Consider the following 18,447-nt stretch of genomic DNA (forward strand, 5'->3'; position numbering starts at 1 on the left):
CCCCCCTCTTGTTAGGAATTAGTACTGTCCTCCTAATTCCGAAAAAAGGGAAAAATGGTACAATAAAAAGAGAGACAAGTCCGCGCTGGCTTTAATGGTGGAACTAAGGGAACGAATAGTTTCGTCTCCATCAATTGCGGTAGGGAGAGGGAGGGGCAGCTATGGAGATATACGTGGCGAGGCAGCCGATATTCGATGTTGAACGGAATGTGGTGGGGTACGAGCTGTTTTACCGAAGCGGTAAGGGCAATTTTTATGATGGGTTGAATGAGGACCAAGCTACCTTGGAAGTGCTGATTAACAGTTTTATGAACATTGGGATTGAGAAGTTGACCAATGGAAAGCCATGTTTTGTTAATTTTACAGAGAATTTGTTGAAATATGAAGTGCCCTTGCAGTTTCCGCCTGCTGCGATCGTGGTGGAAATTTTGGAGACGATCTCGATGTCAAACTGGCTTTTGTCTGTGTGCCGTAAGTTGAAGTCCCGTGGATACACGATCGCGCTCGATGATTTTGTGTTAGATGGCTCTTATCTTCCACTGTTTCCATACATAGATCTCGTCAAAGTAGATCTTTCTCGTGTTTCCATACAGGACGCATCGTCGTTCATGAAGATATCGAACAGGTTAGGAGTGAAATGGCTGGCGGAAAAAGTGGAGACGTACGAACAATTTTGGCGGGCTGCTGAAATGGGATTCGTGTATTTCCAAGGTTTCTTCTTTAGTAAACCCGTAATTTACAGGGATAAAGCCCTTCCGTTTAGCTCCTATCTATCCTATTGGGCGCTGTTGGGGCGTTTGAGCGAAGATGATCCGAATATTCATGAAATTGCAGAGATGATCGAGCGTGATCTGGCGCTTACGTACCGATTATTGAAATTGGCGAATTCGATGATCGTGTCGCATCGCCCAAAAATTAAATCAATCCGTCATGCAATCATGGTATTGGGCATCAATGAGCTGAAAAAGTGGATCTCCGTATTGGCTTTGCAAGAGTTGTACGATTTGCATGTTCAAGATGGGCAGAAGCATCTGTATGAAGAAATTGTCACATTGTCCTTTATTAGAGGAAAAGCTTGCGAATTGCTAGGGGACCTATTGGGCTATGAACAGGACAAGGCTAGTTTGTTTTTAATGGGGATTTGTTCGCTGTTGGACGTTCTATTGCATCAGCCATTGTCGGAAATTTTAGATGAGCTGAATATTCATGATGATATACAAGCTTGTCTCCTGCATAGAACAGGCCGCTTTTGTGCTGTCTATGACCTAGTTTGGTGCATGGAGCGAGGGGAATGGGAGCAGATGGCGCGCCTATGTGGGCGATTGGGCTTGATGGAGGATAAGGTATTGTCGTGCTACCAGGAAGCCATTGAGTGGGCTGTGCGGGTGCAGGGAATTTTGTAGCTGTGGCTATTTAGGAAAGAACGTACTTCGGTTGGTGGAGCGCCGACATTTGACTGGCACCACGTGTAAAAAATACACCGTTCTGCAGTGTAAAGTGCAGAGCGTAAGGTAAAGAAAAAATCTCTCCAGCTCTTCAGTTGCTGTAGAAATGAAAGGAAAGGGTGTCCCCCAGACGGCGGGACACTTTTTTACATTAACGGAGAATGTTGATGGATGTGTTCTCCAGAGGCTACGATCATGGTGAATGATGGATTCTTTTTCACTATCCCCCGAGACAGACTGTGTTTTCCTAATTTTCGTCTCCCTTGAAATCATGAAGGTGATGGCTTCTTGCTGAGCTTGAAGATCCGAAGCAGGATTCCATACTTTGATTGCGTTTTCTGTTGTTTTTGGTAAGCTGCTGTGAAGGATTTAGGTGTTTTTTTTCTAATAATTTTGTGTTTTTTGTGATATGATGACAATGGTACAAATTTTTCGAATCACTAAAGGGGGATGGGCATTGCAAAAACGGAAGAAATACGCGGCGGCGAGCGTGGTGTTGGCGTTGGGGCTGCTTGCTCCGGCTGTGTTGCCGACCGCAGCGGGCGCGGAAGACCGAGATGTCGTCAAGCTGCGCATTTTAGAGACGACGGACGTACATATGAATCTTGTCAACTACGATTATTTCAAAGATAGTCCGACGAATGAGTTCGGGTTGTCGAAAACGGCGCGTTTGATCGAGCAGGCGCGCGCTGAGCAGCCGAATACGCTTCTGTTTGACAATGGGGATTTGATTCAAGGAACGCCGCTTGGCGACTATGTGGCCAAAGTGAAGCCGCTGCAAGACGGAGAAGTGCATCCAGCGGTGAAACTGTTGCATTTGTTGAAGTACGATGCGGCAACGGTTGGGAACCATGAGTTCAACTATGGCTTGGATTTCCTCAATGAAGTGTATGACGATGCCAAGCTGCCGATCGTGAATGCGAACGTGTACCGTGACGATCATGACCAAAATCCGGATAACGATGTCAACTATTTCACGCCGTATCAAATTTTAGAGAAAGAAGTCGTTGATGAAGACGGGGAGAAGCATACGCTGAAGATCGGCGTCATCGGCTTTGTGCCGCCGCAAATTATGGATTGGGACAAAGCGAATTTGCAAGGGAAAGTGATTGCGAAAGACATTGTGCAGTCGGCGCAAAAGTATATTCCAAAAATGAAAGCGGAAGGGGCCGATTTGATCGTTGTGCTATCGCACTCGGGCATTGAGACCGGCGGAAACATCCCGAATATGGAAAACGCATCGTATTATTTGACGCAAATTCCGGGGGTCGACGCCGTGTTGACCGGCCACCAGCATAAAAAATTCCCGGCCCTTCCAGGTACGACACCAGATTTTCCAGACGGAAACGGAATCAACAATGAAACCGGCACGATCAACGGTGTTCCGGTGACGATGCCGGGTTCATGGGGCGATACGCTCGGCGTGATCGACTTGACGGTCGAGCAAGTTGACGGAAAATGGAAAGTGACGCAAGCGAAAGCCCAACTCCGTCCAGTGTATGACAAGGCGACGAAAACGCCGCTTGTCGACAGCGACCCGGCCGTTGAGCAGGCGATCCAAGCGGAACATGAAGCGACGATTCAGTACGTCCGCAGCCCGGTTGGAAAAACAACGAGCCCGATCAACAGCTATTTTGCGCTTATCAAAGACGATCCGTCCGTGCAAATCGTCACGAATGCGCAAAAATGGTATGTCGAAAAGATGTTGAAAGGGACGAAATATGAAGGCCTTCCGGTGCTGTCGGCCGGCGCTCCGTTCAAAGCCGGCGGACGCGGCGGGGCGAGCTACTATACCGACATCCCGGCAGGGGAAATCGCCATTAAAAACGTTGCTGATTTGTACTTGTATCCGAACACGGTGTATGCGCTGAAAATTACGGGAGCCGAGTTGAAAGAATGGCTTGAGTGGTCGGCGGGGCAATTCAACCAAATCGACCCGAACAAGACAGACGTTCAGCCGCTTGTGAACAACGACTTCCCGACGTACAACTTCGACATTATTGATGGAGTGACGTACGAGATCGATGTCACCGAGCCGGCGAAATACGACAAAAACCAAAATGTGATCAATCCGAACGCGAGTCGGATTAAAAACTTGAAATTCGAAGGCAAGCCAGTGACGCCGAACATGGAATTTATCGTCGCAACGAACAACTATCGGGCGACGACAAACCGGATCATCAATCCGGGCGGGAAAAACACGATTTTGGCTGCGCCGGATGAAAACCGGCAAGTGATCATCGATTACATTCGGGAAAACGGAACGATCAACCCGTCGGCGGATGGCAACTGGCGGTTTGCGCCAGTGAAAGGGAAAGCGCCGGTGACCGTCACGTTTGAATCGTCGCCGGAAGCGCAAAAATACTTGCCGCAAGACGGCAGCATCCGCTATGTCACCGCCTTGCCGAGCGGATTTGCCCAATATGAATTTGCCTTGCCGCTTTGGAAGGAAGAAAAGCCCAACCCGCCCAAGCAGCCCGAGAAGCCAACCACTCCTCCAGGCCAAGTGAAAAAAGTCTACTGGGATGGCGTGGAGTTGAAAAAAGGGCAAATCGGCCGCTTGACGGTGCAAAAGCCGATCAATCTATGGAAACGGACGAAGGATGGGCGCCTTAAGTTCGTCCGCATCTTACAGCCTGGGGAAGTATACCGCGTCTACGGGTATGACGCGCGCTTCGGCGGGCAGTACGCGGTCGGCGGCGGGTATTACGTGACCGACATCGACACGCACATCCGCTACGAAACGCCGTCAAAGGAGAAGTTGAAGTTGGTGAATGGGGAGTAAGCAAGAAAGCGAGGCCGTCCGAATGAATGGGGCAGCCTCGCTTTTATATGTGAAAATAACGACAGGAATTTTACTTATGGTCGGCATATAATAATAAGTGAATGCATTAAGATGAAAAAAGAGGGATATTGCGAGTAATCGAGAATAAGTATGTTAAACGTTTGCAATGAGTGATAAATGCCGACATTTAGGTGAAAAGAGTGGTGATCATGAATGAAGAAAGAAGTAAGCAAAATCATAAAAGATATTTTTGTGCGTCAAAAAGGATTTGCGAAGACAGAAGACTTAACCAGAGAAGGAGTGAGCAAATATTATATTCGAAAGTTCGAGCAAAATGGAGAAATCATTAGGATAAAACGTGGGCTGTACCGTTATGTTGCATTTGAAAGTGATCAAAATGAAGAAGTGGTTGAAGTATCAAAAGTGATCCCGAATGGTGTTCTTTGTCTTTTGTCGGCATTGTCTTTTTATGAGTTAACAACTTATAACCCGTGGGAGTACCAAATTGCTATTGAAAGAAAATCAAGGAAACCCCGTTTGCCCGATTATCCGCCAATTAAAATTTTCTATTTTTCAAAAAAACAGTTTGAATATGGAATTGAAGAAGTGGAAATAGGCGGCCATAAAATAAGCATTTATAATCGTGAAAAAACGATTTGCGACATTATTCGATACAGAGAAAAAATAGGAATCGATTTAATGAAAGAAGGTTTGCGAAATTATTTGCAAAGTCCTGAAAAAAACATAAATAAACTGGTGGAATGTGCTGAGAAAATGCGCATCAAGACCGTTTTATTAAAATACTTAGAGGTGCTTTTATAATGGGAAATGTTAAAAATATACCTGCTTCAGTTGGAGAAAGACTAAAGAATCTTGCCAAACAAAGCGGAAAAACCTTTGATTTCATTTTACTGTTGTATTTTCAAGAAAGGTTGCTATACCGACTTTCCATTTCTCATTATCGGGATAAATTTGTTCTAAAAGGCGGTCTCTTTTTATTTTCCTTAACACAATTTCAATCTAGCCAACCAAAGATATTGACTTTTTAGCCAGACAAATTTCAAATGATATTCAATATATCAAAACTGCGTTTGAGTCCATTTGTACGTTAACTGCTGAAGAAGATGGAGTCGAATTTGATGTAAAGGGCATTACGGCTGAACGAATTAAAGAGGGTGCTGATTATGAAGGGATTCGTATGAAAATTCCGGCAGCACTTGGCAAAATAAAAAAGCAATTGCAACTGGATATTGGATTTGGTGATGTCGTGATCCCAAAACCACAAGAGATGCAGTATCCTACTTTATTAAATATGAAGCCCCCGGAGATTCGAGTCTACTCAACTTATTCAGTAATAGCTGAAAAGTTTGAGGCGATGATCTCACTATCTGTTGTCAACAGTAGAATGAAGGATTTTTATGATGTTTTCACACTTTTATCAACCGAGAATTTTGATGGACGCGTCTTATGGGAAGCCATATTTGAAACCTTTCAAAGACGTCGAACGAATTTAGAAAAAGAACATCGGCTCTTCACCAAAAGTTGTACTTGATTTTTTCTGAACATCCCCTATTTACGCTTGTGAGGGAACATCAGCACTTTTTGCCTATCCTTGTCAGGAAACCGTTGTCAAGTACATGTTGTGGTGAAGAGCCATTCTTTTTTCTCTTTTCTTTTGATGGAAAGGCATCTATGATGAAAGAAAAAGAGAAAGGAAGGAGCGGACGGAAGTGAGAAAATGGGTGCAGACGGCGGCAATCGGAATGCTGTTGGCTGCGGCTGGATGGCTTTGGATGCCGAGTTCATCAATGGTCAAGGCGGAGGATTGCGGGGAGCTTGTCGGAACGGAAAAAGTGTGGTGGGACGGCGTTGAACTGAAGCCCGGGCAAATCGGCCGGTTGACGGTCACAGCGCCGACAGAGCTATGGTTGTCGAACAAAGCAGTGAAGACGCTGCCAAGCGGCGCGGTGTATCGCGTGTACGCGCTAGGCGGCGGGTATTTCGAGGTCGGCCGAGGATATGCGATTAAGAACGATGCCCGCGTCCGCTATGAAACGCCGTCAAAAGAGAAATTGGCCGCTGCTTTATGCGTGCAGCAGGCGAAGGCAAACATGCGGATGTCACGATGAACGGGGTGGCGATCGGCGACTCGCGCGCGAAGGTCGAAGCGATGTACGGCAAGGCGAAGCGGAAGACGAAAAACGCCTACGGCCTATATTGGGAGGCGTATGATCAGGGCGGTTACAAAAACTTTTTGATGGTGAGCTATGACCGTGATCGGGTGGCGGCGATGTACACGAATCAGCCGATTGTCCAAACGAAAAAAGGAACGGGCATCGGAACGGCGAAAACGGTGGTGGAAGCGCGCTACGGCCGGCCGCTTGCGGTGATTCAAAAAAAAGATGGCCTTTACAGCATCCAAAATGATGAATATGATACGTATCTTGTCAACGGCCGCTACGTCACCTTCTTTTATGACCGGTACAACAACAACCGGGTGGATGGCGTGCTTGTCGTCAATCGGGCGCTCGAGGATGAAAAGCCCGGGTTTTACGGAACGGCGACGGAGGAGCTGCGCACGGCCTATGAATATCAAATTTTTGATTTAGCAAACGCGGCGCGCCGCTTGCACGGGCTTCCGGCGCTCGCGTGGGATGCGAAGGCGGCGGCGGCCGCCCGTGAACATAGCGAAGATATGGCGGTCCATCACTACTTCTCTCATACGAACTTGCAAGGCCTGTCGCCGTTTGACCGCCTGAAGCGCCATGGCATCGCTTATCGCGTGGCGGGAGAGAACATCGCCTACGGACAATACGATGCGATTTTTGTCCATGAAGCGTGGATGCACTCGCTCGGTCATCGGCAAAACCTTTTATATCCGGACTTTACCCGCCTCGGCGTTGGGGTGGCGTTCAATTCATTTCATCAACCCTACTACTCTCAAGAGTTTTATACTCCGTGACCGCGGATGATGTTTTCGCTTCTACAGAGCGTCCCAACCTTGCTGGGACGTTCTTTTTTTTTTGACTAAATAAATGGAAAAGGGTTCCCCTTTTTGTAGAAGTTTGTCGTATAATAGAATCAGTGTCAACAAAATGATAGAAAGAGAGGAAAATAGGACCAGTGGGAAAAGCGAAGAACATCATCCGCATTGGGATCGGGGCGGTGTTGGCCGCATGGACGGCGCTGCAGGCGGCAGAAGCGGATGCCGGAGCGAATGTCGTCTACTGGGAAGGCATGCGCCTCGTGCAGGGGCAGATTGGAAAATTGGAGATCGTGAAACCGATTAACCTATGGAAACGGGAAAACGGGGCGCTGACGTTTGTCCGCGTGTTGCAGCCTGGAGAACAGTACCGGGTGTATTCGTATGACGAAGCGTTTGGCGGCCAATACGGGGTTGGCGGTGGATATTACGTCACCAATATCAAAGGGCATGTCGTGTATAAAACGCCGTCAAAGGAGAAGCTGAAGCTTGTCAATCCTGGGCGGTACGGAGCGAAACAACTGGCGGTCGGCACGGTGGTAAAGGAGGTGTCGACGCGCATCGCCTCCGGGGTGGAAAAAGAGGAAATGGAAATCGTCGGAACGCGCGGCAAGCAGCATGTGTACAAGCTTGACATCGATACGTCGAATGAGAGGCTGGCCATTGAGACGGCGCTGTCCAATGATCAAGTGCTTGGCATTGAACCGGTGCTTGAGCAGGCAAAACGGTACGATGGCCGCGACGGAATCGTACTGGCGGCGGTGAACGGCGATTATTTCAAAGAGGATGGTTCGCCGACCGATTTGATGGTGCACCGGGGAGAGATCGTGATGACGAATACAACGCCAACGGCGGAACGGACGATTTTTGGCATCAGCGCTGATGGAAAGCCGATGATTGGAAACCCAGATGTTCAAATTGGCGTTCGAATTGGAGAAGGAGGCTCATATCCCGTCGATGGCATCAACAAGCCGCGGCGCGCTCATCAGTTGATTTTGTACACCCCGTATTTCGCTGCCTCCACGAAAACGAACGCTCTTGGGACGGAAGTCGTGCTGACGAATGTACAAGGGGTGTTGAACGGGAATGGAACGGTCACCGGAACGGTGAAGAAAGTTGTAGTCGGTCAAGGCAATGAACCGCTCCAACCTGGAGAGCTCGTGCTATCGGGCCACGGCCGGGCGAGCGACTATTTGCGGCAGGCGAAAGAAGGGGATGCGGTGGAAATTTCCCTTCAGTATGACCAGCCCGAATGGAGTGGGGTGAGAGAAGCGCTCGGCGGCCGATACCGGTTGGTGGCGGATGGACAGGCGCAATCGTTTGCGATTGCTGGGGTGCATCCTCGCACAGCCGTCGGCATTGACCGCAACGGCAACGTCATGCTCGTCGTTGTCGATGGCCGCCAGCCTGCTCATAGCCAAGGCATGACGTTGAATGAGCTGGCCAAACTGATGCATGAGCTTGGCGCCGTCGATGCGATGACGCTCGATGGCGGCGGTTCTTCGACCTTTGTCGTCCGCCAGCCAAACGGGCAGCTCAAAGTCGAAAACAAGCCGTCTGATGGATTTGCGCGTCCGGTGGCGAATGCGCTTCTTGTTGTGTACAAAGAGACGCAAGAGAACGGGGAAAGCGAAGAAGTGCTTGATGATTTTGAGAACGAGTTGAAGTGGAATGCATCGGGCGTCAACTATGTGGGGGCTGCGGTCGAGCGGACGACAGAAAAGGTGAGAGAAGGAAAGCAGGCGCTGAAAATTTCATACGATTTCCGCGGGATGCCAGGGACATCCGGCGTCTATGCTAGTCGGGAGAAAGCGATTTGGATTTCGAAACGGCCGCAAGCGATTGGCATGTGGGTGTATGGAGACGGAAGCGGCCATTGGCTGCGCGCCCAGCTGCAGGATGGAAGCGGGCGCCGCATTTGGATCGATTTTGCCCGCCATGTCGATTGGATCGGTTGGAAATATGTCGAAGCCGCTGTGCCCAGCGATGTCGCGCTTCCGCTCATGCTGGAGATGCCGGTGCGTTATATGGAAACGGATATCGGACGGAAAAACGCCGGAGCGATTTACATCGACGGCCTTCGCGCCATCTTCCGCTGATGGGCGCGCCTCCCCTGCTTGCCTAGAAGAGGGAATGAACAAGGGATGTTGCTCACTAATCGAGAAAGTCCTTGCATGCTGTTCTTCTAGGCATTTGCATTTCTCTGAAAAGTATTGTATATATTAGAAAATGGGCGGATAGGCAAACCACAAGGGAGGCAAAAGTTTGACGATGGACGAGCAAACATTGTTGGAGCAGTTGCGGAAAAATCCGCCGAAGCTGGTCGGAGGATATAAAAAACAAGGATGGGCGATCAAAGTGTTGGAGCGAATCGCCAATCCGGATGTGGAAGACGAAGGGGACGGCCGGGTGACGGCCAAAGCGGTGCTGTGGGCGCAAGACGGCACGTATTACCCGGCTTTTTTGACAATTGACCTCAATCAACAAGGAAGAGTCGTCGGCGTCTATTTTATCGCTGAAAACAAGGAGCAGTTCGATTTGATTCCGTTCGAATGGGCGAAAGAGTTTCTTGGCAAGCCAGAGCAGGAAATCGTTCCGTTTCGCTACCGGACGCTGAGCAAAATCGACGGCGACAAGCAGCAAACTCATTGGCCGGACTTTCGTTGATCAAGGCTGGCTCTGACAGTCAAAAAGGTGGCTGAAGAGTCGGCCTTATTTTATGCTTTGAAGGGCTTACGTTCGATTTTTTTCAGAACATATTTTCATTTTGTTTCTTTTCCAGTAAAATTGAAATACATGTTTCCTATTTTTATAGATAGCAGGTGAGAGCGTGAGGAGAAAACGGAGAAAAGCATTTTCCATCATCGGATGGCTGGCGGTGTTTTGGTTGTCGTTTTCGCTGTTGGCTATTCAGGCGGAAGCGGCCCCGTTCCCAAGTGTGGAGCGGCTTGAACAGCATGCCGCCCAGCTTGAGCGGGCGATGAAAGCGGATCAATGGTCCAAGCCGTACCGTCTCTTCAACCAAGTCAAACGCGATTATGAGGCGGCAAAAAAAGAAGTGGCGCGCGTGCGTCCACAAACGGCAAGGGCGCAGTTGGAAAAACGGATCGCGGCCGGAGAACAGACGATGAAAAAGGCTTCCGCCTATATCAGCGCGGTCGAAAGCGGGGAGCGATTGCGCGCCTTGACGGCCAACGTCGACCGGGCGCTGCGGACGGGGGATGTGGATGTTGTGTACGATTCCTACGGTCCGCTGGAATATCAAATTCGCAAAACAGCGATTCTCATCGGCCGCGTTCCGGGAGCGTCGCTGCGCGAAAAGATGGAAGGATGGTTTCAACGCCCGGCTTTGGCTGTCAAGCTGCGTGCCTATGATCCCATCAATATTATGAAAGCCATGGACAAGCTGCTTGATGCGTATGATGAAGGGGATATCGCGCGGGCGGAGCGGTTGCTGTCGCTTTGCGACCGGTGGCTGCCAAACGTGGTGGATGCGGCGACGCGCAAGCAGCTGGCGGTGTATATCGATGATTTTAAAGCGCCGGTTGTCTTAGATGTCGATATCGAATAAACTGGCGCATGTCGGGAGAGGAGAGACGGATATGAAGGTGATTCAGCGATGGGCGGCGGCTCTTCTATTGCTTGCGGCTTCATTTTCGGTTTGGAGTCCGCCGGCGGAGGCGGCGACGGCTCCGGCGTCAACGAAGGTGCTCGAAGAAGTGCGGGAAATTGTCCGCCAGTATTATGTGGAACCAGTGAGCGATCAAGTGCTGAAGGCGAGCACCCCGCAAGATATTGTCAAACAGCTTGACCCGTATTCTGCCTATATGACAAAGGAAGAATACGAGGAATTTTTGAAGTGGATTGATATGGAGTCTGTCGGCATCGGCGTGATGATTGAGGAAGATGAGGACGGCGTCCACATCATGTCTGTCTTGGACAATGGGCCAGCCGCCCGCGCCGGACTGCAGCCGGGCGATGTGATTCAGGCTGTTGACGGGCAGCCGGTAACGAATGAGACAATGGAAAAAGTATTGAGCTTGATCGCAGGGGAAGAAGGAACGACGGTGGCCGTAACCGTTTGGCGGCCGTCGACCGAGGAAACCGTCAGCGTCACCATCAAGCGGGAAAAAATCGACTGGCCGAACGTGGAGTTCAAACGGCTGGCAGGGAATATCGGCTATATTCAGCTATATAGTTTTGATGAGACAGCGCCTGGTGAGATCGAACGCGCCATTCGCTCGTTAAGCGGGGTGAAAGGGTGGATTTTTGACCTCCGCGACAATCCGGGGGGATATGTGGAAACGGCGCAGCAAATCGCCGGCTTTTTCCCGAATGTGAAACAGGCGTTTCAGTTGCGCGACCGTTCGAATCACCCAGAAGTGTATGCCGCTGTCAAACAGCCGGTGCAAATGGCGGGTCCGATCCGGCTGCTTGTCAACGCGTCGAGCGCGAGCGCGTCGGAAATGTTGGCGGCGGCGGTGAAGGAGCAAAAGGCGGCCGTTTTGTATGGGCAACGGACGTTTGGCAAAGGATCGATGCAGGAAATGTTTGAGCTGTCGGACGGCAGCATGTTGAAGTTGACCGTCGCCCACTTTTTCTCGCCAAAAGGGACGCCGATTCATCACGTTGGGGTGAAGCCGGATGTGCCGACGGTTGTTGGGAAAGAGCTGTATGCCGCTCACCGCGATTTGCTGATTGGCCAGCTGAAAGGGTATCAGTCGCTCGGCAAGCTGCGCAATGCGCCGGTCGATAAGACGTTTGTCGTCCGCTTCTCTCGTCCGCTCGCCAATACCGCGGTAAGCGGAGTAAAATTGTATCAATTAGGTGGACAGGAAGCGGCGGTGACGGCGCAAATCCGCCGGGGGACGGAGCTTTTGATCAAACCGGCAGCGAAGCTGGCCAAAGGGCAGAGCTATTTATTGGTCATTCCGCCGGTGTTAAAAAGCAAAGACGGCGTGGCGATGAAAAAAGGCGCTTACATGGAGATTCAAACCGCTGCTTCTACGAAATAAGGCCCTCCCGTCCAGATGCGTTGGATAGCCGTCTGCTCTTGATGGTGCAAAGTTCGGCTGCTTCGACTAAGGCTCGGCTGACAACGGGAGCGCGGTCGTTTTGAACGGAACGATGCAAAGAAAGCTGGCCTCCATCGGTCGTTTGGCGACCATGGGGGCCAGCTTTTTGCCGATTACGTTTCGCTTGATTGCGTTTCTTGCCTTTCGCTCTGTGCCGGGGAGGATGGGATTGTCACCTTCCAGGACGTCCAATCCGGTTCTGCTTTGTGCAGCAATTCCGGTGGGAAGAGGAACGTCCATGGTTTGCTGGTGTGGGCTTTCACTTCCAGATGGCACGGAAATAATCCGCGGGCGACCATGTCGCCAGCATGATCCCGCACTTCAAGCGGGATTTGTTCAAAATGGATATGTTTGTCGCTGCCGTTGCGAATGAGCAACGTGACGGCTAGTTCACCGGAAGGCAGCTGTTTCGCTTCAATGCCCATGAAGTTCACCTCCCCGGGAGCGGGAGGCGGAACCGAGTCAACGAGGGCTTGCAGCTGTTGGTGCTGCTTGGCCGACAGCGCTGCTCCCAGCTTTCCTCTAGGTCGAGCCGATGCCGCGGTGTCAGTTCAAAGGCGATCTTCCATCCATCTTGAGGCAACTGATCGACGAGCTTGTCCTCGGCGGCGAACAAAAACCGCCACGGGCGGGCCGTCATCGGCGGCAGCTCGCCGAAAGCGCTCATATCAAACTCTTTGCGGGCGATCGCCGTGCCATCCTCGTCAAGCAGCAACAGGCGGATTCGTTCAAAGCGAACCGGCTTCGGCAGCGTGTTGCGCAAAATGGCGACAGCGACAAACCCATCGTTGTATTCGACCAGCTTGACGCCGGAAATGGAAATTTGGTTTGGCTGAAGCGGCGGCAGCTGTTCGTGGTAAAAGCGATAGACGTACGTTTCCTCTGGAGACAGCTGCCAGTCCGGATGAAACGACAGCGTCGTTTTCGTTCCGCCCTCCGGCTGTTCGACATGCTGCGCCGGCAGCTCGGCCTCCGGTTGTGTGCGTTGTTTTCGTCGGAAAATCATAGGGAACCTCCTTTACGAGGCGGCGTGCTGCGCCGCGGTTATGGTTCGTTCGCGGCGACGGCCGCTTCGTCATCGATGACAAACTGGCTTTTCAAATAGTTCATGGCTGTGGTGCAAATGCCGGCGTCGATCGCTTGCTGCAGCGCGACGAATTCGCGGTAGGCGTCCATTTCAAAGGCACGGTACGGATCCTCTTGGCCGTAGCTGCGCAAATGAATCCCCTCTTTCAATACATTCAGTTGATTTAAGTGGCGAATCCAGTGGGCGTCGATGGTTTCGACCATCAAATGCTTAAGCCGCATCGTTTGTTCTTCGTCGCACGGAAGATCGGCGAGCGCCGCTTCAAGCGATTTGTATTCGTCCCAAACAAGTTGGGCGATTTCTTCTTTTTGCTTATGGCGAAGATCCTCAATCGGATAGGCAAATTGGAAAAAGGCACGGCGCAGCTCGTTGTGCAGTCCTTCGATGTCCCACTCTTCAAACAAAACGTCTTCCGGACAATAACGGTCGATCGTTTGCGTGATATAACGCTGAATGTGCCGAAGGAGCTCGGACAGCACCTCTGCTTGCTTCAGCGCCAAGACGCGATCGCGCATATGGTAGATGACTTTGCTTTGTTGGTCAATCACAGTGTCCAGTTTCAATAAATGCAAACGCGCTGAATAATGGGCGTTTTCAATCGTTGTTTGTACTTTCTGGACGAACTTGATCGGGTCGGGCGACACGATGAGCCCGGTTTCATCCGTCTTGACTTTGCTTCGCCATTTTTCCAGCTCCTCTTGATCGTACAGCCGAAATAAATCATCCTCCAGCGAAATGATAAACTGGGAAGACCCCGGATCTCCTTGGCGTCCTGCCCGGCCGCGCAGCTGCATATCAATGCGATGGCTTTCATGCCGCTCTGTGCCGATGATGTGCAGCCCGCCAAGTTCCTTGACGCCTTCTCCAAGCAAAATGTCGGTCCCGCGCCCGGCCATATTGGTCGCGATCATCACTTGCCCTTTTTGCCCGGCGGTGGCGATGATGCGCGCTTCTTCTTCCTCCGTTTTGGCATTGAGCAGGTGGTGAGGGATGCCTGCTTTCGAAAACGCCGCTGACAACCGTTCCGACTGTGCGACCGATGTCGTGCCGATGAGAACGGGACGGCCGATGGCATTCATTTTTTTCACTTCGTCGATAATTTTCCGTACTTTCGCCTCGTACGTCTGGTAGACGAGGTCGTCCCAGTCGGTGCGGCGGGATGGCCGGTTTGTCGGAATCGTAATAACGCGCAGCCGGTACGTTTGCCAAAATTCTTCTTTCGACGGCGTAGCGCTGCCGGTCATCCCGGCTAGCTTCTCATACATGCGAAAATAGTTTTGGATCGTAATCGTGGCTTGGATGTCGTTTTCTTCGGTGATTTCCACACCTTCTTTCGCTTCAATGGCTTGATGCAGGCCGTCGCTGAACGAGCGCCCTTCCATCACCCGGCCGGTGAACGGGTCAACGATCATCACTTTGCCGTTTTTGACGATGTAATCGACATCCCGCCGCATGATAAACCAAGCGCGCAGCGACTGCATCGCGTGATGGAGCAGCACGTGATGCTCCCAGTCGTATAGATTGTCGATGCCAAACGCCCGCTCGATTTTTTGCGCCCCTTCTTCGGTGAGGAAAATTTGTTTCGTCTCCGGGGACCGTTCATACTCTTTTCCTTCTTCAAAGGTGCGGACGATGCGTGCCATAATCGGGAACAATTCCGCTCCGATCCCCGATTTATTGGCGATGATGAGCGGGGTGCGCGCTTCGTCGATTAAAATGCTGTCGATTTCATCGATGATGGCGTAATACAGCGGGCGCTGCACTTTATCTTCGAGGCGGTACACCATGTTGTCGCGCAAATAATCAAAGCCGAACTCGGTGCCGGTGCCGTACGTGATGTCGGCCGCGTACGCTTCTTTTTTCTCGCTGGCCGTCATTTGCGACACATTCAGGCCGACGGTTAAGCCGAGAAAGCGGAACACACGGCCCATTTGTTCGCAGTCCCGGCGCGCCAAATATTCGTTGGCCGTAATAATGTGGACGCCTTTTCCAAGGAGGGCGTGCAAGTAGCTTGGCAAAGTGGCCGCCAACGTCTTTCCTTCCCCGGTCTGCATTTCGGCGATGTTTCCTTCATGCATCGCCAATCCGCCCATCAGTTGCACGTCGTAATGGCGCAGACCGAGCACGCGCCGCGCCGCCTCCCGGACGACGGCAAACGCCTCGGTTTTTATGTCATCGAGCGTCTCGCCGCGTTCGAGCCGTTCTTTGAAGACAACCGTTTTTTGGCGCAGTTGTTCATCGCTCAGCGAAGAAATGGTTGGTTCCCATTCATTGATTTGCGCCGCCAGCTTGGCAAGACGCTGCACTTCTCGCGCGCTTTCGTCAAATAGTTGCTTTACTTTTGCAAACATATGTCCATTCCTCTCCTAGACAGGCATGATTCACACCAAGTGCTCTAAAACCTAATTATAGCACAAGATGTTTCCTGTGGAGGGAGGATGTAAAATGTGGAATCGTTCGCCGGATTGGCGCTCGAGCTTCTCGCGGCAAGGGAAAAAGAAATTTTCCATCCTTGGGGACAAAAAAGGGGTGTAAAAAAAGATTGATTTACTCATCGTATATGGTAACATAAAGATGATGTGTGTTTCCGCGATTTTATAAGGCCAAGGTGATTGCACATGAATATGGAAGCATTTTCCGCATGTTTGGCTTCGTTTATTACAGTATTGGTCATCACCCCGTTCGTGATCAAGCTCGCCATCAAAATTGGGGCGGTCGATCGGCCGAACGGAAGAAAAGTGCATACAAAAGTCATGCCAAGGCTTGGCGGATTGGCCATTTTTATCGGTGTCGCCGTCGGCTATTTTGTCGGCGGGGTGTATAAAGAGCAAGTGACGGGGATGACGGTCGGCGCCATCATCATCGTGCTCGTCGGGATGCTCGACGATTTGTACGAGCTGTCGCCAAAAGTGAAGCTGGCCGGCCAGCTGCTGGCGGCGTTCGTCGTTGTCGCTTCCGGGCTGAAGGTCGATCTTTTGACTGTCCCGTTTGTCGGCACGTTTGAGTTGGGGCTGTGGAGCTACCCGATCACCATATTTTGGATTATCGCGATTACGAACGCCATCAACTTGATCGACGGGTTGGACGGATTGTCCGCAGGCATTTCCGCCATTGGAATTGCGGCCATTGCCGTCATGGCGGGCATGGCGGGCAAAATGCTCATTTTCACGCTCTGCTTGATCATCTTGGGCAGCGTCATCGCTTTCTTGTTTTACAACTTCCACCCGGCGAAAATTTTCATGGGGGATACCGGCGCGTTGTTTTTAGGATATGCGATTTCCGTCCTGTCGGTGCTAGGGCTTTACAAAAGCGTGACGCTCTTCAGCTTCGTTGTTCCGGTGATCATTTTGGGTGTGCCGATTTTCGATACGACATTTGCCATTATTCGCCGCATTGTGAATAAAAAGCCGATCTCGGCGCCGGATAAGTCGCATCTTCATCATCGGTTGCTGGCCCTTGGCTTTTCGCATCGCAACACGGTGCTGCTCATTTATGCGTTTGGCTTGATGTTTGCCATCAGCGCGATTTTGTTCTCCGCCTCGACGTTATGGCAGTCCATTCTCATTGTCTTTGCCTTGATCGTCTTCGGGGAACTGCTTGCTGAACTGATCGGCTTGGTCAATGATCAGTACAAGCCGTTTATGACCTTTATTCGCAAGCTGCTTCGGGGAAGCCGAAAAGTATACGGAAATGACCGATAAATAGCAAATGGGCCGTTTGTGTCATGAAAGGGACAAACGGCTTTTTTCAGGAATTGCCCTTCTTTGGAAAATTATACCCTTCTTTTTCGTTGTTTATGCAGCTTCTGCCGTTCCTTCGCTGATTTTTTTTGCGGCAAGGCCAAGATTGCCACAAAACTGTCATTATATATTGACGCAAATGTGATAAACTAAACATGTTTATTCTACATATTTTTTGGATTTGGAGGAACTTGCGATGAACGTGCCAATGTTGGATTTAAGCGAACAGTATGAACAATTGAAGCCGGAGATCATGCGCGTATTGGATGAAGTGATGCGCTCCTCTCGCTTTATTTTAGGAGATTATGTCAAAAAGCTAGAAGCAGATATTGCTGCCTACAGCCGGGCTAGACATGGGATCGGCTGCGGCAACGGAAGCGATGCGATACATATTGCTTTGCAAGCGGCCGGCGTCGGGCCGGGCGATGAAGTCATCACGACGGCGTTCACCTTTTTCGCGACGGCAGGATCGATTGCGCGGGCCGGCGCCAAACCGGTGTTTGTCGATATCGATCCGGTGACGTTCAACATCGATCCAGCGAAAATTGAAGCGGCGGTGACGGAGAAGACGAAAGCCATCATCCCGGTGCATTTGTACGGGCAAATGGCGGATATGGAGGCGATTGCCGCGATTGCCAACCGGCACGGATTGGCGGTCATTGAGGACGCCGCCCAGGCGATCGGCGCGAAATACAACGGGAAATGCGTTGGCGAGCTTGGGACGGCGGCGACGTACAGCTTCTTCCCGACGAAAAACTTGGGCGCCTACGGGGATGGCGGCATGATCATTACGAATGATGACGAACTGGCCGAAAAATGCCGGGTCATCCGCGTTCATGGCAGCAAGCCGAAATATTACCATCATGTACTTGGCTACAACAGCCGCCTCGATGAGATGCAAGCGGCGATTTTAAGCGTCAAATTCCCGCATCTGGATCGGTGGACGGAACAGCGGCGCAAGCATGCGGCGACGTATACGCGCCTGCTCGAGGAGGCGGTCGGCGACCTTGTTGTGACGCCGAAAGAAGTCGACGGGCGCTATCATGTGTTCCATCAATACACGATTCGAGCGCCGAAGCGCGACGAGCTGCAAGCGTTTTTGAAAGAACAGGGGATCGCGACGATGGTGTACTATCCGCTGCCGCTGCATTTGCAGCCGGTGTTTGCTTCGCTCGGGTATAAGGAAGGGCAGCTGCCGGAGGCGGAAAAAGCGGCGAAAGAAGCGCTGTCGCTGCCGATGTTCCCAGAGCTGAAAGAGGAGCAGCAACAGTACGTCGTCGAGAAAATCGCAGAGTTTTACCGTCATTTCGCTTGATCGTCCAACCGGCCAAA

The 18,447-nt window shown here is 51.1% G+C and carries 13 protein-coding genes and 1 pseudogene; 12 read left to right on the top strand and 2 right to left on the bottom strand.

Annotated features, from left to right (window positions below; genetic code table 11):
• Positions 1-161 precede the first annotated feature (161 nt).
• From I656_RS14170 to I656_RS14140, 10 genes are all read left to right on the top strand, one after another.
• Positions 162-1,403, top strand: a complete 1,242-nt coding sequence (locus tag I656_RS14170; RefSeq protein ID WP_020753668.1) for an EAL and HDOD domain-containing protein — start codon at positions 162-164, stop codon at positions 1,401-1,403.
• A 499-nt stretch (positions 1,404-1,902) separates the two neighbouring features.
• Positions 1,903-4,230 carry a bifunctional 2',3'-cyclic-nucleotide 2'-phosphodiesterase/3'-nucleotidase gene (locus I656_RS14165; RefSeq protein WP_033004665.1) on the top strand — a complete coding sequence of 776 codons (2,328 nt, stop codon included), beginning with the start codon at positions 1,903-1,905 and terminating at the stop codon, positions 4,228-4,230.
• 213 nt (positions 4,231-4,443) lie between these two features.
• Positions 4,444-5,052: a type IV toxin-antitoxin system AbiEi family antitoxin domain-containing protein gene (locus I656_RS14160; protein ID WP_020753671.1), complete on the top strand. Its 609-nt coding sequence runs from the start codon at positions 4,444-4,446 to the stop codon at positions 5,050-5,052.
• A 256-nt stretch (positions 5,053-5,308) separates the two neighbouring features.
• On the top strand, positions 5,309-5,782 hold the full coding sequence (locus I656_RS18880; RefSeq protein ID WP_235048583.1) for a nucleotidyl transferase AbiEii/AbiGii toxin family protein: 474 nt from the start codon (positions 5,309-5,311) through the stop codon (positions 5,780-5,782).
• 178 nt (positions 5,783-5,960) lie between these two features.
• Positions 5,961-6,359: a hypothetical protein gene (locus tag I656_RS18885; protein ID WP_020753675.1), complete on the top strand. Its 399-nt coding sequence runs from the start codon at positions 5,961-5,963 to the stop codon at positions 6,357-6,359.
• The gene (locus tag I656_RS0114530; protein WP_235048582.1) at positions 6,356-7,192 is read left to right on the top strand and encodes a CAP-associated domain-containing protein; all 837 of its coding nucleotides are present in this window, start codon (positions 6,356-6,358) and stop codon (positions 7,190-7,192) included. The genes I656_RS18885 and I656_RS0114530 overlap by 4 nt, the downstream gene beginning before the upstream one ends.
• Positions 7,193-7,353: 161 nt before the next feature.
• Positions 7,354-9,312: a phosphodiester glycosidase family protein gene (locus I656_RS14155; protein ID WP_015375880.1), complete on the top strand. Its 1,959-nt coding sequence runs from the start codon at positions 7,354-7,356 to the stop codon at positions 9,310-9,312.
• Positions 9,313-9,478: 166 nt separating this feature from the next.
• Positions 9,479-9,880, top strand: a complete 402-nt coding sequence (locus I656_RS14150) for a hypothetical protein (protein ID WP_015375879.1) — start codon at positions 9,479-9,481, stop codon at positions 9,878-9,880.
• A 163-nt stretch (positions 9,881-10,043) separates the two neighbouring features.
• Complete coding sequence (locus I656_RS14145) at positions 10,044-10,784, top strand: hypothetical protein (protein ID WP_020753678.1); 741 nt, start codon at positions 10,044-10,046, stop codon at positions 10,782-10,784.
• 31 nt (positions 10,785-10,815) lie between these two features.
• Positions 10,816-12,228, top strand: a complete 1,413-nt coding sequence (locus I656_RS14140) for a S41 family peptidase (protein WP_013146465.1) — start codon at positions 10,816-10,818, stop codon at positions 12,226-12,228.
• A gap of 173 nt (positions 12,229-12,401) precedes the next feature.
• On the opposite strand, the pseudogene I656_RS19845 reads toward I656_RS14140, so the two are convergent.
• Positions 12,402-13,294: pseudogene (locus I656_RS19845) on the bottom strand (accessory Sec system S-layer assembly protein).
• 38 nt (positions 13,295-13,332) lie between these two features.
• Entirely contained in the window at positions 13,333-15,726 is a 2,394-nt protein-coding gene (gene secA2 / locus I656_RS14135) for an accessory Sec system translocase SecA2 (RefSeq protein ID WP_020753682.1), read from the bottom strand.
• Between the two features lie 267 nt (positions 15,727-15,993).
• Here secA2 and I656_RS14130 point away from each other — a divergent pair, with 267 nt between their 5' ends.
• Positions 15,994-17,076, top strand: coding sequence for a glycosyltransferase family 4 protein (locus I656_RS14130; RefSeq protein WP_015375877.1), 1,083 nt, complete (start codon positions 15,994-15,996; stop codon positions 17,074-17,076).
• 235 nt (positions 17,077-17,311) lie between these two features.
• Positions 17,312-18,430, top strand: a complete 1,119-nt coding sequence (locus I656_RS14125) for a DegT/DnrJ/EryC1/StrS aminotransferase family protein (protein WP_033004666.1) — start codon at positions 17,312-17,314, stop codon at positions 18,428-18,430.
• Positions 18,431-18,447: the final 17 nt, after the last annotated feature.

Origin of the sequence: Geobacillus sp. WSUCF1 (assembly GCF_000422025.1) — a bacterium.
GTDB classification, from domain to species: Bacteria; Bacillota; Bacilli; order Bacillales; family Anoxybacillaceae; genus Geobacillus; species Geobacillus zalihae.

Bases quoted from the DNA above. Each gene is read 5' to 3' on its own strand.
- I656_RS14125 (WP_033004666.1), top strand. From the start codon at position 17,312: ATGAACGTGCCAATGTTGGATTTAAGCGAACAGTATGAACAATTGAAG.
- I656_RS0114530 (WP_235048582.1), top strand. From the start codon at position 6,356: ATGAACGGGGTGGCGATCGGCGACTCGCGCGCGAAGGTCGAAGCGATG.
- I656_RS14170 (WP_020753668.1), top strand. From the start codon at position 162: ATGGAGATATACGTGGCGAGGCAGCCGATATTCGATGTTGAACGGAAT.
- I656_RS14130 (WP_015375877.1), top strand. From the start codon at position 15,994: ATGAATATGGAAGCATTTTCCGCATGTTTGGCTTCGTTTATTACAGTA.
- I656_RS14140 (WP_013146465.1), top strand. From the start codon at position 10,816: ATGAAGGTGATTCAGCGATGGGCGGCGGCTCTTCTATTGCTTGCGGCT.
- I656_RS14160 (WP_020753671.1), top strand. From the start codon at position 4,444: ATGAAGAAAGAAGTAAGCAAAATCATAAAAGATATTTTTGTGCGTCAA.
- secA2 (WP_020753682.1), bottom strand. From the start codon at position 15,726: ATGTTTGCAAAAGTAAAGCAACTATTTGACGAAAGCGCGCGAGAAGTG.